Below are 13,534 nucleotides of genomic sequence, written 5' to 3'. Positions count from 1 at the left end.
TCTTATTGTAGCGTGAGGTTTGACCATGTGGCGAAGGAGCGGTCAATCTCCGGAGGGAACTTCAATCGATCAGAAAAAGGCCCTGCTGCCGGGCAGCAGGGCCTTTGGCCGCATCTCCTTCGAGGCGAGATGCTAATTCACTTTACTGCACCCAGACCACGGTGCGGGATTTGGCGTCTACCAGAGCCGGACCGGAATCCAGCCAGACATAGGAGTATGCCGAGCTATTGGGGATGGTCCGCAGCTCCACCTCTGCCGGGAGGGTTGCGCCGACGGTGATGTCGGTATCCACGGAGATTGGATCAGCCGGGTTCTGCTTTACCCAGGCGATCGTCTCTTCTGGTACGGAATAACCCGGCGAATAGACGACCTCGCGGGTGTCAGCCTTCACGATGATCGGACGGCTGTCCGTGTAGACATAGGCGAATTCCGGATGCTCGGGGATCGGCTGGACGCTTACCGTTTCAGGCAGCGTTGCACCAGCGGAAATGTCCGCATCAATGACCACCGGGTTGACCGGGTTCTGGACAACGTAATTCACGGCAGGCTCCGGAACTGCAGTCTCGGCACCGATCACCGCACCTGCAAAACCGCCTACGATGGCGCCGATCGGACCGCCGACAACCGCGCCGGCAACGGCACCAGTCGTGCCACCGGCCGCAGCACCGAAGGATTTCTGGCCGGACTGGGTGCTATTGGTCTGGACCGTATCCGGCAGCTGCTCATCGTTCTGATTGCTGGCGTCCTGTGCCATCGCAGTACCGGCAGCAAAGACCATTGCAGTGGTTGCCATAAGAAGCTTTTTCATGACTTTGTCTCCTCTCATTGAGGTTTCGCTGTCCCTCTGCCGCCCCAACGATTACACTCCAACGATGTTCCGGAAATTTGGTCACGCTTTGTGTTCTTGTGAAAAATAATTAAGTGAAATCAGCATCTTCCTGATGCTTAGCCAGCAAAAAAGCCGGGCGCGATGCGCCCGGCTTTTTTTGAATGATATCTGCGTTTACCGGATCAGTACGGCGTCTGCTCGTCATTCATGTTGGTTGGCTCGAAATTGCGCTCGGCAACAGAAGGCTGCGCACTGACCGAAGCGGTCGTCATGCCGGACGTGGCGGCATAGCCGTCGTTCTGATGCGCGAAGATGCGCGGGGTCGGCTGGTCATTCTGGTCGCTGGGACCGAAACCGGATGCTGCCGAGAAGCCAACGCGTGCACCCATGGTCTGGGTATTGCCGACAGTGGTGTCCATTTCCTGCGTGTAAGGTGTCGGATCGTCGTTCATGTTGGTTGGCTCGAACGTCTGTGCGGAAGCGCTACCAACACCGATAAGTGCTGCAATGGCGGTGGAATAAACAAGCGTTTTCATTTTCTAACTCCGTTTCATCTGTTTGGCGTTTGGTGTTCGCCGTTCCCTCGGGCTGGACAACGAAACGGATGGGTCGACGTTCCCGAAAATCGTTCACATCCGCTCTCACGCTAGTGTGAATCCGACGATGCGAACTATTTGCGGTTTGGGAAGTTCGTGCGCGCGTTCATCTTACGGATCTGGTGTTCTGGATGCCGCCTTGCCCTCTCTGCGAGCCGGGAAGTTGAGCTCCGGGGAACCAACCGCGCCAGGCGGTGTTGACCCCGCATTATCGGGGCGCGGTACTGAATGGCGAAAAACAGCGAAACAAAGCCCGACCGGCTACTCTCGGTCCACTCTCTCGAGGGGCTCTCTCCGCAGGAAATCGAAAGCGTAAACAGGGCTGGCCGTCCCAGCGCTGCGCTCATCCACGAAACCATTCGCGCGGAAGGGGAGAGCGAACTCCGCCGACCCGTCTCCGCCTTGCTCGCTTCAGGTTTCGCCGCCGGCCTGTCCATGGGCCTGTCCCTGCTGACCGAAGGTCTGTTGCATGAGCAACTCCCCGACGCGTCTTGGCGGGATCTTGTGACCAGCTTTGGCTATTCCTTCGGCTTCCTCATAGTCATTCTCGGACGGCAGCAATTGTTCACCGAGAATACACTCACACCGATACTGCCCCTTCTGCATCACCCGAATCTGAAGACTCTTCGTCAGGTTCTGACGCTATGGATGCTTGTGCTTGCAGCCAATATCGCGGCCACCTGGGTGTTCGCACTCGGACTCGCTGAAGCACCCGCCTTCAATTCCAGTGAGCGAATTGCATTTCTCGAGGTCAGTCGTCACGCGCTGGAAAACGACTTCGAAGCCACTTTCATCAAGGCCGGATTCGCCGGCTGGCTTATCGCGCTGATGGTCTGGCTCTTGCCGTCTGCAGGTGCCGCCCGTCCCTTAGTCATCATTCTCGTGACCTATGTCGTGGGCATAGCCGGTCTGGCGCATATCATTGTCGGGTCGGTGGAGGCCGCCTATCTCGTCGTGATGAAGGACGCCACCTTCGGTGCCTATGTATTCGACTTCTTCCTGCCAACGCTGCTCGGCAATGTCCTCGGCGGCGTGCTCCTCGTTGCAGTGCTCAATCACGGACAGATTGCAAGGGAACTGAAGGAAGAAGATTGATGCTCAGGCCAGGTGGCTTTCAGCGTGGTCGCTTCGCCGGGACGGGGATGCCTCGAGGAGCGCCGTGAAATTCTCCACCGGCTGCGGACGTCCAAAGAAATATCCCTGAAGCTCGCTGCAGCCTGCCAGACGCAGAAGCACGGCTTCTTCCTCGCTTTCCACACCCTCGGCTGTGAGTTTGAGGGAAAGACTCTCGGCGAGAATGGCGGCTGCCTGGATGATGCTTCGCGCGGATTCGTCTTCAGCAATGCCGCTGACCAGCGATCTGTCGATCTTCATGCGGTCAAAGCCGTACTGCCGCAGATAACCGATGGACGAATAACCCGTGCCGAAATCATCCAGTGTGACCGTGATGCCGGCGGCCTGAAGCTTCTCGATGACCGGCTGCGCCCGTTCGGGGTGCTCGATGAGATAGGTTTCGGTTACTTCCAGCTCAAGCTGTGAGGCAGGGAAGTTCGTCTCGCGAAGCGTTTCGAGGATGTCGCCCACGAGGTTTTCGCTTGTGAACTGCACCGGCGACAGATTGACCGACAGTTTCAGTTTACCGAATCCGACCGCGTCGCGGCAGGCGCGTCTCAGGATGTAAACTCCAAGATCGTTGATCAGGCCACTTTCTTCGGCGATACGGATGAACTCCGCGGGCGAGATGTTCGAGCCGTCCGCGCGCGTCCACCGTGCCAGGGCTTCTGCCGCCGTGATCTCATGCGTCTTGGCATCCACGATCGGCTGGTAGTGAACCTCGATCCTCCCTTCCGACATTGCCTCAACCAGCTCCTGTGCCATCTGCAGCTGATGGCTGCGATGCGCGTCCAGGCGGTTCTCGTACATGACGAAGTGGTTCTTGCCGCCTTGCTTGGCGGCATACATGGCCACATCAGCCCGCCGCAAAAGCTCCGAGGCGGTCACCGTTTCGGCTGCCGCCGCAATGCCGATGCTGACGCCGATTTGCGCTGTGTGGCCGGCCATATAGAAGGGGTGACGCACGCGGTCGAGCAGGGCCTGTGCCAGCAGGGAAGCGCGATTTTCCAGATTCCCGCCTGAAACCAGGATGGCAAATTCGTCACCGCCCAGACGCGCAATAACCGCATCTTCGCCTTCACTGATTGCGCTGAAGGCGCTGGCGACTGCCTTGATCAGTTCGTCGCCGACCAGGTGCCCGTGCGTGTCATTGATTTCCTTGAAGCCGTCGAGGTCGGTCAGGAGTACTGCATGGGCCTGGAGCGGATACTGAGCCAGTCGCTGTTCGAGCCGTTCATAGAAGTAGCGTCGGTTGTGCAGCCCGCTCAGCTCGTCCCTTTCGGCCAGCAGCCGGACCGAAGCCGCGGTCTCTTCCAGTGCCTGGTACGCTTTCGCCCGGGCGGCATCGACCATGCTGACGAACAGGAATATCGCGACCATCATGCAACTGATGCTGATGGTGTGCAGGAGCTGGTAGCGACTGGTGTAGATATGCGCGGTAAACCGATACTGGTCGGTCACAAGATAGGACACGAAGAGCGCTGCGATGCAGATCAGGAGCCAGATCGTGCCGGAACGTCGCGACCCCAAAAGAACGCTGACCACCGGCATGACGACCAGCCAGACCGAACCCGGCGGTGTCAATCCGTCGAAATAGAACGATTGCCAGACCAGAAAGCAGAAAAATGCACCCAGGAAAGTGTCCCGGGTGAAGGCGACGTTGCCGGTATATTTGAAGACCCAAAACGATGACATCATGCCTATCCCGGCGATTGCCAGGGACAAGGCGGCCTCATTGAAACCGGTATAGGAATACTGGAAGATGAACCAGGGTATCAGGAGAGCCGCGAGAAGGAACAGGGTGACGAAACGTCCCGCGATCTCGCGGCCATATTCGTCTGCTCGCCCGGACGCACATGCGTAGTCAACCAGCCTGCCGTGCAAGCCCCAAATCATGGTTTGCAGTTTATGCCCCATACGCCACCACTCACTGTAGAGCGACAGGTATAGTCTTGGGAAATTAAGATACGACCGCGAGCAAATTTAGAAATCCGGAATGCGCGGCAACAGTTGCTTAACCCTGCTGCGACCCGCCGCCAGGCTCAGGAGGTTTTGCGCGGACAGAGCTGGTGCCAGGGCAGCGCATTATCGGGGAAGAAGCGGTGCGCTGCCTCGAGTGCAGCCATCAGTCCGGCAACGACACATGTCGCGACAACAGCCAGCGCGGCAGCCTCCGTGCCAAGACCGGCATCTTCGAGATTGAGCAGCGCCACTCCCAGCGTTTCCGTACCCGCCGACCACAGGAGCGCGGATATCGTCAGCTCGTTGAAGGCGATCAGAAAGGCCATCAAACCGCCTGCAACAACCGATGGCAGAACGATCGGCAGGATAATCTTCGTCAGCCGATCCGCCACACTGGCTCCGTCGAGGATTGCGGCTTCCTCCACGCTGCGTTCCAGCGAAGAGACCGCCGCCATCACGGGTTTTACCGCAATGGCGAGAAACGATGCGAGATAGGCGAAGAGAATGATCCAGCCGGTCCCGTAGATCGTAAAGCCGACAACCGGAAGCGGATTGACGAAAAGCAGGATGCAGGCAATCGCCACGACCACGCCGGGCAGGGCATAGGGCATTTCAACAATAGGCATGATCGCCAGCCGTATCCGCGACAGTCTTCGATCAACGATATAGGCCAGGAAGAGCGCCAGAACCGACAGGATGACGGCGGCCGACCCTGAAAAGATCAGCGAATTGGCAAATGCCCGTCGTACCAGCGCCTGATCCCACAGCGTCCCGGTGAACTGGCTGAAAGTGAGCGTCTCGAAGTTCAGTGTAACGCCATAGGCGGGAACCAGCGAGGTGGCGAGCAGCGAGGCTATCGGCAAAATGATCGCGAAGGTGAAAATGACCCACAATGCCACCTCGCATATCCGACGCGCATTCAAGTCTTCGATGAAGGGCTCGAGGCCACGCTCGCCATCGGTGCGAACGTCGCGTCGCGCCATGATCCAGGCGGAAGCTATTACCGCCGCGCCAGCTATGAGCGCGATGAGCATGGATACCAGAGCCGCATTCTCGATGCCGCCGCGACCGAAACTGGCAAGTTGCCTATAGACCATGGTTGGCAAGGTCGTGACGCCCACGGGCAGCCCGAGAAGCGCAGGAATTCCGAAATTGCCCACACCCGCCACAAAGGCAAGAAGTGCCGCGGAGAGAAGATAAAGTCGCGCAACCGGCAGGATGATCCGCGTCACCACGGTCCAAGCGCCGGCCCCGTCCAGCAAAGCGGCTTCCACCAGCGATTTCGGCACACGCGAAAGCCCCGCAGCGACTGTCAGCGCGACCAGCGGCGCATGATGCAGGCCCATCACGAGAATGATGCCGCCGAAACCCAGCATCGGATTGGGAGTGCCGGGCGCGGGAGCCAGGCCGAGCGTGTTCAGGATCGGTGATGAGGGTCCCGCAAGGGTCTTGAAGGCCAGCGCTGAAACCTGTGGCGCCACCATGAGCGAAAGGACGAACAGGAATCCGAGATACCGTCGGGTTCGCATCTCCATGCATGTGAGAATGACCGCAACGGCCACGCCAAGCACCATCGCGAGCACCGTGGAGCCGGCAGCAATGAGCAGGCTGTTCCCAGTGGCACGCAACACGCTAGCACTCGCCAGAAGGTCCGCGGCACGGGGCAAACCGTCCCGCAGCACTCCACCGGCAGCAAACAGGAGTTGCAGCATTGGCACGACGCACAGGATGGCGACGGCGCCGATCACGAATATCGCGATCGTGCCGCCTTCCATTTCGTACCAGCTTTCAGCCCTGCGCCGTCTTGAACGGAGGGGAAGCGTATCGGTGAGAAATGCCATCGAGCACGTGCCTCGAGAGGATCAGTTCTGGCCGAAGATTTCGGCAAACTTTTCCTTGTCGGCTTCCGCGCTTTCCAGTGCCTTGGCCGGGTCAATCGTCAGGAAACTGATTTCTGCCAGAGACGGGAATCCTTCCGGCGGCGCCACGTCGGCAAGTGCTGGCATGTAGCCCTGTTTTGCTGCCAGTTCCTGGCCCTCTTCGGAAAGCAGGAAATCGACGAATGCTTGCGCGGCTTCCTCGTTCTGCGTTCCGTCCAGAATGGCTACGGGTTCGGAAATGGCAGACACGCCTTCTTCGGGGAAGACGAAGTCAACGGGAGCACCCTTGGCCTTTTCGCGGATCGGCAGGAATTCGACCACCATGCCGTAAAGTTTTTCGCCGCCCGCAACGGCCTTGAGAACACCGCCATTGCCACCGGAAGCCTGTGCGCCGTTTGCCGCCAGCTGCTCGTAATAGTCCCAGCCCGTGTCGAGAGTCTCGACAATCGAATGGGTGTGGATCAGGGCTGCACCGGAGGTCAGCGGGGAGGGCATGGCAACCTGGTTCCTGGCTTCCTCGCCAAGGAGATCCTTCCAGGAGGTGGGCTTCATCGGTGCATTGGTGTTGTAGATGATGCCCGTGGTTATCAGCTTGGTGGGGAACCACATTCGCTCGGGGTCCTGCATCTCGTCGGCATAATCCGAGACATCGGCTTCCTCATAAGCTTTCAGATAGCCATCCTTGGCCAGACCTTCCATCGTCACGCTGTCAGCGATCAGAAGCAGATCGGCGGGCGAATTTCCCGCTTCCAGTTCCGCGCGCAGCTTTGCAACGATTTTCGTGGTCCCGTCTCGAACGAAGGTCACTTCGACATCGGGATACTTTGCCATGAAAGCATCGACGGTCTGCTGCGCATCATCGTTCGGCTGCGAGGTGTAGAGGGTGAGCTTGCCCTCAATGGCGAAAGCAGCCGAAGCGGTCGCGAGCAGCGATGCGCCGGCAATAAGGATCTTGGCAAGGGAGTTCATCTGTTCGCTCCGTCTGTTGGATGGATGCGTGTGAGCTAGGGGCTTTGTGTTACCGGCAGATGACACCGGTATAATGGTGATATGAAGCCCGGTCGAGCCGCCTCACGCGTAATGGAGCGCCATCCGCTTGCCTTCGACTTCCTGAACGCGAAGCTCGGCGCCGAAGATCGCCTTCAACGTGTCGGCTTCCATGATCTCCGGCGGCGTGCCCTGTGCCACCAGTCGACCGTCTCGCAACCCGATGATGCGATCGGCGTGAGCGCTCGCATAATTGATCTCGTGGATGACCACGATGATCGTCCGTCCGTGCTCATCGGCGAGCGTGCGGAGCTGATGCATCAGCCCGCGCGCAAAGGACATGTCGAGATTGTTCAGCGGCTCGTCGAGCAGGAGATAGTCTGCCGCCTGCGCGAAACTCATCGCCACCATCGCCCGCTGGCGCTGCCCGCCTGAAAGTTGGTCCAGAAAGCGCTCCTTCAGCCCTTCGAGCTGAAAGGCGGCAAGAGCTTGATCGACCGCAGCGTGGTCGTCAGCGCCCATGCGTCCGCGACAATGCGGAAAACGCCCGAAACCGACCAGGTCGCGCACGGAGACCCGCGAGCCAAGCTGTGTATCCTGCCGAAGGATAGCAAGCTTGCGTGCCAGCGCCTCGCCCCGCGTTCTGCTCACATCCAGCCCGTCAAAGCGGATGCGACCGCTTTGCAAGGTCTGCAGGCGCGCCATCAAAGACAGAAGCGTCGATTTGCCAGCGCCATTCGGACCCACAAGCGCCGTCACGCCGCCCTTGGGAATCGTCAGATTGATATCGTGAAGCACCTGCTGATGGCCGTGGTGATGGCTCACATTCTCGATCTCGATCATCGTTGTGTGCCCCGCAGGATAAGAGTGAGAAAGACGAGGCCGCCGAGGAATTCGACGGCGACTGAAAGCGGTACGGAAAGCGACAGCACGCGCTCGGTGATGGCCTGTCCGCCGACCAGGACAATGCCCGCGCAAAGACTGGCGGCCGGCAGCAGCGTGGCATGGCGGTGCGACCTCACCACCAGATGCGCGAGGCTGGCGACCAGCAGGCCGAAAAAGGTGACCGGCCCGGCAAGCGCGGTGGATACCGAAACTAGCAGCGCAATGATGATCAGGATGATGAGCACCGCGCGCTTGTGGTTCAGCCCCAGATTGACAGCATGGTCGCGCCCCAACGCAATCACGTCGAGCTCGCGGCGATAATGCCATGCGGCTGAAATTCCCAGCACACAAAGCGGCACGCAATAGCGCAGAAGATCCGCATCGAAGCTGTTGAAGCTTGCAAAGCTGCTGGACTGGACGACTGCAAATTCGTTCGGGTCGATCAGCCTTTCGATAAAGGATGTGAGACTGCGGAAGAGTACGCCGAAGATGATGCCGGTGAGTACCAGTCGGTGAATGTCGTGACGCGCGGCACCGATGAGTGTCCCGAACAGGAGAAGTGCAGCACCCATCAGGAGCGCGAACTCCATTGCGAAGCGCAGGCCGCTTGAAAGCTGCGTCACGCCGAAGCCGCCAAGCACGAAGACCAGCCCTGCCTGGAACAGGAGGAACAGCGCGTCGAACCCCATGATGGAAGGCGTCAGAATCCGGTTGGCGGTGATGGTCTGGAACAGCACCGTCGATACGGCAATCGCCGCGCCCACCACCAGAAGAGCCAGAAGCTTCGTGCCGCGGAAGGTGAACACGAAACCCCAGTTCCCGCGCGCCCCCCAGGTCATGAAGACGAGGACTGCGACGATGAGACCAACAGCAAGCCAGACCAGCCGACGCTCAGCCATGGGAAGGCCTTTTGGCATAAAGCAGCCAGAGGAAGATCACGGCACCAACAACGCCGAATACCGTGCCAACCGGGATCTCGTAGGGGTGGCGCACGATGCGACCGACAATGTCGCAGACAAGAACAAGGCCCGCACCAGAGGCCGCAACGAAGGGCAGGCTTGATCGCAGATTGTCGCCCAGTAGACGGCTTGCGATATTCGGCACCACGAGCCCGACAAACGGGATCATGCCGATATTGACCACCGTAAGCGCGGTGATGACCGATACCACGACCAGTCCGAGAAGAAGCATCTGGTTGTAGTTGAGGCCGAGGCTGATCGAGGCATCACGGCCCAGCCCCAGAATGGAGAAACGGTCGGCAGCCAAATAGGCAATCACCGCCGCAACCCCGCTGACAAAGAGAAACTCGTAGCGACCGGCGATCACGCCGGAAAACTCGCCATTGAGCCAGATGCTGACATATTGAAGCAGATCGGCCCGGTAGGCGAGAAACGTGACACCTGCGCCGATGATCGCGCCATAGACCAGTCCGACGAGCGGAACGAGCAGCGGCTGGGTGACAGGCAGGCGTCGCACGATAAGAAGAAAGATGCCGCTGCCGAGAAGTGCTGTCAGGCTGGCAAGACCCATTTTCAGAGCGAGTGGTGCGCCCGGCGCATAAAGCGTGGCAAGCAGAATGCCCAATGCCGCGCTCTGCCCCGTGCCGGCCGTTGTCGGTTCGATGAAGCGATTGCGAGCAAGCATCTGCATGATGACGCCTGCAACAGCCAGCGAGGCACCGGTCAGTATAACCGCGAGCGTGCGCGGCAGGCGGCTGATCGCAATCAGCTTGAGTGCCTCGCTGTCGCGCAAGAGCTGAGAGGGCGCCATGTCGATGACGCCCACGAAGAGGCTGGCTGCTGCCAGCCCCAGAAGCGCGAGCAGCGTTGCTGACCGGACGGGAAGGCTCATGGATCAGGAGGGCTTGTTGAAGCCTTCGATGAGCAGGTCGAGCGTGTTCATGATCGAGCGCGCACCGCCGCCGGCAATGTAGAGATCGGCAGCATTGAGATAGATCACCTGACCGTTCTTCCAGGCGGTGGTTTCGGCCACCAGGGCATTGTCCAGCGTTTCGTCGGCGCGGGCACCTTCCGCACCGATTGCCACCGAGCGGTCGATTACCAGAAGCCAGTCGGGATTGGCATCACGGATGAATTCGAAGGAAACCGCTTCGCCATGCGAATTTTCGCTGGAGGTTTCAACCGCTTCGGGAAGTTCAAGTGCCTGATGCAGCCAGCCGAAGCGCGATCCCTTGCCATAGGCCGAGACCTTCGGCCCGTTGGTCATGACGATCATGGCCTTGCCCTTGCCGGCAACGGTCTCGCGTGCTTTCGCAAGCTTTTCGTCAAGTTCCGCGCTGAGGGCGCTCGCCTTGTCGGCACGATCGAAGAGCTTGCCATAGGCTTCGATTCTGGCTTTCGCCAGACCCAGGAGATCATCACCCCAAACGGTCATGTCGATGGTCGGAGCGAATTTGGAAAGCGGCTCGAGCTGTTCGGAGGAACGCGACCCGACGATGATCAGGTCCGGCTGCATCGCGTTGATCGCCTCGAAGTCCGGCTCGAAGAGCGAGCCGACCACTTCGGCCTTTTCATGCGCGTCCTTGAGATGACCCAGATAGGCCTTGTCCACCGAACCGGCAACCGAAACACCCAGTGCGTTCAGAGTGTCGAACGCCGAAAGGTCGAAGACTGCGATCTTTTCCGGCGATGCGGGCACTTCTGCAGGGCCTCGCGCCGTTTCGACCGTCAGCGTATCGGCGAGTGCCGGTACTGCGAAAAGAACTGCAGCGGCAGCAATCTGGACGAGGCTTCTCATGGACAAGCTCCTTCGGGGTCAGCGTTATACTTGATTGGAAATTTCAACTTTACGCGGCTTAGCCCATTGCAATTTGCGAGTCCAGAATAATATGATTTGCTTACTCAACAATAAGGCGGACACACGAAATGCCTACTGCCACTGCCAGCTATCAGACCGAAAACGGGCGCAGATACCTCATCCAGCTTTGCAAGCATTTCGCACACAAGATCGATGTGGAATATGACGCGGAGCACGGCGGGAACGGCCGCTGTTCGTTCGGGCCTGCTGCAGCCAAAATGAGCGCGGACGACACCGGCATCCGCTTTGCTCTCAGCGCCCCGGACGAAGAGAGCCTTGACCGGGGCAAAGGCGTGATCGAGAGCCATCTCGTCCGATTTGCCTTCCGCGAGAAGCTCGAACGTCTCGATTGGAAGTCCGCAGAGCCTGCCTGAGACTGCCGGAGCTACTCCCTCCAAAATTGCAACAGAGAGGCGGCGCACTTCTTCCGCCTCCCTGAAATTCGCACCCTTGGGTGGTCAGCTCGGCGCGCCAAGGCCCGCAAGCCACAGATAGAGCGGCAGTCCGACCGTGATGTTGAAGGGAAATGTCACACCCAGCGAGAGCGTCAGGTAAATTCCCGACTCCGCCCTTGGAAGCGCAATCCGTATTGCTGCGGGTACCGCGATATAAGAAGCGGAGGCAGCGAGAACCATCAACAGGAACAGGCTCCCGGTCTGCAAGCCGATGGCCCAGCCGGCAGCCCACCCGAAAAGTGCAGCAATCAGAGGCATGAGCAGGCCGAAGGAGAAGAGCCCGGCATTCAGCATGTGACGGTTGCGCAAGAGGCTCCGTCCGGCAGAAATTCCCATGTCCAGGAGAAACAGGCAGAGGATGCCGACAAAGGGCGTGACGACGAATGGCGCGATCATCTCCATGCCTTTTTCCTTGGTCACGGCTCCGATCAGGAATGCCCCTGTAAGCAGTAGTACCGACCCGTTTGCAAACAGCTCGCGTGCAGGAACCCCCTTCGTTTCCCTTTCTCCAGAAAAGCGGTGAGCGATCCACAATGCCGACAGAATTGCAGGCACCTCCATACTCGCGGCAACCGCGACCATGTAGCCGTCGAACTTCACCCCCGCGAGCTCCAGCAAGCTTGATGCCGCCACAAAGGTCACGATGGAGATAGAGCCGTAGTGTCCCGCCACCGCAGCCGCGTTCAAGGCGTCGAGACGGGTCGTGACACGCAACAGCAGAAAGGCGAGAAAGGGGATAAGGAAAGACAAGACCAGGCCCGCCATGATGGCGAGAAGCAGATCGGCATGCAGCCCGTGCTGCGCCAGGCTGTGCCCGCCCTTGAAGCCGATCGCGAGAAGGAGATAGAGCGACATGAACTTCGCGGCACCTTCCGGAATGGAAAGGTCGCTGCGTATGGCCGCAGCCACGAGGCCCAGCACGAAGAAGAGGATTGTCGGCACCATCAGGTTACCGGTTAGCGTGTCGATGACGGCAGACATTGCAGGCTCCAGATTTCGATGCCGCGCTATTGCCGCAACTCAATTCATAGTTAAAATACTTTCTTATCTCTCGAAATATAGTTTGAGACTATGAATGAGGCCGACGTTCCGACAGCTTGAATATATCGTCACCGTGCACCAGCTCGGCGGGTTTGGTCTTGCCGCGGAGACGTTGCATGTCAGTCAGCCAAGTCTGTCGAGCCAGATCGCCGCAGTGGAAGCCGATCTTGGCGTGCAGCTCTTCAAGCGAGGGCGCAACGGAGCCCAGACAACGGCCAAGGGACTGGAATTCGTTCACCGCGCGCGGCGCATCATCAGCGAGGTGGAGAGCCTTCGCAGTGTCATGGCCACCGATTTGCCCTTTGGCGGAAGGCTGAGACTGGGTGCACTTCCCTCAATTGGCCCTTACCTCCTGCCACAGGTGATGCAATCCCTGCATCGCGACGAGCCGGACTTGCGTGTGATCGTGCGTGAGGAAAACACGCTGAACCTGGATGAGGGCATCCGCAACGGGCGCTTTGATGCCATTATCTCAACCCCTGAGGATCATCCGAACACCCGTCAGTATCCTTTGTTCACGGAGCCGCTTTGGGTGTGCGCCTCGCCCGACCATGCCATTGCTTCCATGGACGAGGTGACGGCGGCCAATCTGACTGGCCAGCGCTTGCTCACCCTGGACACGGGGCACCGCCTCGCGCGGATCGTCTACGGCCTGGCCGGCCTAAGCGGCGGTATCGTGTCGGATGACTATGAGGGCACCAGTCTCGACTCAATCCTGCTGATGGCCGCCACGGGCGCCGGCATAGCCGTACTCCCCGATCTGTTCGCGCGCCGACAGGCCGTGCACAGGAAGGAAGTTGTTGTCAGGCCGCTGGTCATGACCGACGCAAACCGGGGCATCAGCCTGATGTTCCCCGACAACCGGACCTTCGACGACAGCCGCGAGCGTCTCGTGGGCGTCATGAGAGAAGCAGCTAAGGCCCTCGATCTGGCTGTTGGTTAAAGCCAAAGCGCTCCCGGCTAACCCTC

13 protein-coding genes are annotated in these 13,534 nt (G+C 59.4%); 3 read left to right on the top strand and 10 right to left on the bottom strand.

All coding sequences use genetic code 11. The annotated features are described in order from the left end of the window. Window positions 1-142: 142 nt before the first annotated feature. Both EL18_RS17365 and EL18_RS11400 read right to left on the bottom strand, forming a co-directional pair. Window positions 143-808 (bottom strand): DUF1236 domain-containing protein, encoded by a 666-nt coding sequence (locus EL18_RS17365; protein ID WP_051914060.1) that lies wholly within the window; start codon window positions 806-808, stop codon window positions 143-145. A 203-nt stretch (window positions 809-1,011) separates the two neighbouring features. Continuing rightward, complete coding sequence (locus tag EL18_RS11400; RefSeq protein WP_036483087.1) at window positions 1,012-1,365, bottom strand: hypothetical protein; 354 nt, start codon at window positions 1,363-1,365, stop codon at window positions 1,012-1,014. A 288-nt stretch (window positions 1,366-1,653) separates the two neighbouring features. Between EL18_RS11400 and EL18_RS11395 the strand changes: the two genes are divergently transcribed. After that, window positions 1,654-2,520 (top strand): formate/nitrite transporter family protein, encoded by an 867-nt coding sequence (locus EL18_RS11395; RefSeq protein WP_036483085.1) that lies wholly within the window; start codon window positions 1,654-1,656, stop codon window positions 2,518-2,520. Between the two features lie 3 nt (window positions 2,521-2,523). Here the strand turns inward: EL18_RS11395 and EL18_RS11390 are convergent, their stop codons facing one another. From EL18_RS11390 to EL18_RS11360, 7 genes are all read right to left on the bottom strand, one after another. Continuing rightward, complete coding sequence (locus EL18_RS11390; protein WP_051914058.1) at window positions 2,524-4,434, bottom strand: putative bifunctional diguanylate cyclase/phosphodiesterase; 1,911 nt, start codon at window positions 4,432-4,434, stop codon at window positions 2,524-2,526. 146 nt (window positions 4,435-4,580) lie between these two features. Further along, complete coding sequence (locus EL18_RS11385; RefSeq protein ID WP_081871162.1) at window positions 4,581-6,341, bottom strand: ABC transporter permease; 1,761 nt, start codon at window positions 6,339-6,341, stop codon at window positions 4,581-4,583. A 21-nt stretch (window positions 6,342-6,362) separates the two neighbouring features. After that, complete coding sequence (locus EL18_RS11380) at window positions 6,363-7,349, bottom strand: ABC transporter substrate-binding protein (protein ID WP_036483082.1); 987 nt, start codon at window positions 7,347-7,349, stop codon at window positions 6,363-6,365. A gap of 102 nt (window positions 7,350-7,451) precedes the next feature. Beyond that, the gene (locus EL18_RS11375) at window positions 7,452-8,210 is read right to left on the bottom strand and encodes an iron ABC transporter ATP-binding protein (RefSeq protein WP_036483079.1); all 759 of its coding nucleotides are present in this window, start codon (window positions 8,208-8,210) and stop codon (window positions 7,452-7,454) included. Continuing rightward, entirely contained in the window at window positions 8,207-9,151 is a 945-nt protein-coding gene (locus EL18_RS11370) for an iron chelate uptake ABC transporter family permease subunit (RefSeq protein WP_081871161.1), read from the bottom strand. The genes EL18_RS11375 and EL18_RS11370 overlap by 4 nt, the downstream gene beginning before the upstream one ends. After that, a complete protein-coding gene (locus EL18_RS11365; RefSeq protein ID WP_036483073.1) occupies window positions 9,144-10,103 on the bottom strand; it encodes an ABC transporter permease in 960 nt (319 codons plus the stop codon). The genes EL18_RS11370 and EL18_RS11365 overlap by 8 nt, the downstream gene beginning before the upstream one ends. A 3-nt stretch (window positions 10,104-10,106) precedes the next feature. Then, window positions 10,107-11,009 (bottom strand): siderophore ABC transporter substrate-binding protein, encoded by a 903-nt coding sequence (locus EL18_RS11360; protein ID WP_036483069.1) that lies wholly within the window; start codon window positions 11,007-11,009, stop codon window positions 10,107-10,109. A gap of 128 nt (window positions 11,010-11,137) precedes the next feature. On the opposite strand from EL18_RS11360, the gene EL18_RS11355 reads away from it, so the two are divergent. Continuing rightward, a complete protein-coding gene (locus EL18_RS11355; RefSeq protein ID WP_036483064.1) occupies window positions 11,138-11,443 on the top strand; it encodes a DUF2218 domain-containing protein in 306 nt (101 codons plus the stop codon). 84 nt (window positions 11,444-11,527) lie between these two features. Here EL18_RS11355 and EL18_RS11350 read toward each other — a convergent pair whose 3' ends face one another. Beyond that, window positions 11,528-12,505 carry a sodium-dependent bicarbonate transport family permease gene (locus EL18_RS11350; protein WP_036483059.1) on the bottom strand — a complete coding sequence of 326 codons (978 nt, stop codon included), beginning with the start codon at window positions 12,503-12,505 and terminating at the stop codon, window positions 11,528-11,530. A 94-nt stretch (window positions 12,506-12,599) separates the two neighbouring features. Here EL18_RS11350 and EL18_RS11345 point away from each other — a divergent pair, with 94 nt between their 5' ends. Next, window positions 12,600-13,508: a hydrogen peroxide-inducible genes activator gene (locus EL18_RS11345; protein ID WP_036483056.1), complete on the top strand. Its 909-nt coding sequence runs from the start codon at window positions 12,600-12,602 to the stop codon at window positions 13,506-13,508. Window positions 13,509-13,534 lie beyond the last annotated feature (26 nt).

Source organism: Nitratireductor basaltis (assembly GCF_000733725.1).
Classification (GTDB): Bacteria; Pseudomonadota; Alphaproteobacteria; order Rhizobiales; family Rhizobiaceae; genus Chelativorans; species Chelativorans basaltis.
This window is presented reverse-complemented; position numbering and strand designations above follow the sequence as displayed.

What these genes read in the sequence shown, in the direction of transcription:
- EL18_RS11395 (WP_036483085.1), top strand. Translation starts at nt 1,654, where the DNA reads ATGGCGAAAAACAGCGAAACAAAGCCCGACCGGCTACTCTCGGTCCAC.
- EL18_RS11400 (WP_036483087.1), bottom strand. Translation starts at nt 1,365, where the DNA reads ATGAAAACGCTTGTTTATTCCACCGCCATTGCAGCACTTATCGGTGTT.
- EL18_RS11365 (WP_036483073.1), bottom strand. Translation starts at nt 10,103, where the DNA reads ATGAGCCTTCCCGTCCGGTCAGCAACGCTGCTCGCGCTTCTGGGGCTG.
- EL18_RS11375 (WP_036483079.1), bottom strand. Translation starts at nt 8,210, where the DNA reads ATGATCGAGATCGAGAATGTGAGCCATCACCACGGCCATCAGCAGGTG.
- EL18_RS11385 (WP_081871162.1), bottom strand. Translation starts at nt 6,341, where the DNA reads ATGGCATTTCTCACCGATACGCTTCCCCTCCGTTCAAGACGGCGCAGG.
- EL18_RS11350 (WP_036483059.1), bottom strand. Translation starts at nt 12,505, where the DNA reads ATGTCTGCCGTCATCGACACGCTAACCGGTAACCTGATGGTGCCGACA.
- EL18_RS11360 (WP_036483069.1), bottom strand. Translation starts at nt 11,009, where the DNA reads ATGAGAAGCCTCGTCCAGATTGCTGCCGCTGCAGTTCTTTTCGCAGTA.
- EL18_RS11355 (WP_036483064.1), top strand. Translation starts at nt 11,138, where the DNA reads ATGCCTACTGCCACTGCCAGCTATCAGACCGAAAACGGGCGCAGATAC.
- EL18_RS11380 (WP_036483082.1), bottom strand. Translation starts at nt 7,349, where the DNA reads ATGAACTCCCTTGCCAAGATCCTTATTGCCGGCGCATCGCTGCTCGCG.
- EL18_RS11390 (WP_051914058.1), bottom strand. Translation starts at nt 4,434, where the DNA reads ATGATTTGGGGCTTGCACGGCAGGCTGGTTGACTACGCATGTGCGTCC.
- EL18_RS17365 (WP_051914060.1), bottom strand. Translation starts at nt 808, where the DNA reads ATGAAAAAGCTTCTTATGGCAACCACTGCAATGGTCTTTGCTGCCGGT.
- EL18_RS11345 (WP_036483056.1), top strand. Translation starts at nt 12,600, where the DNA reads ATGAGGCCGACGTTCCGACAGCTTGAATATATCGTCACCGTGCACCAG.
- EL18_RS11370 (WP_081871161.1), bottom strand. Translation starts at nt 9,151, where the DNA reads ATGGCTGAGCGTCGGCTGGTCTGGCTTGCTGTTGGTCTCATCGTCGCA.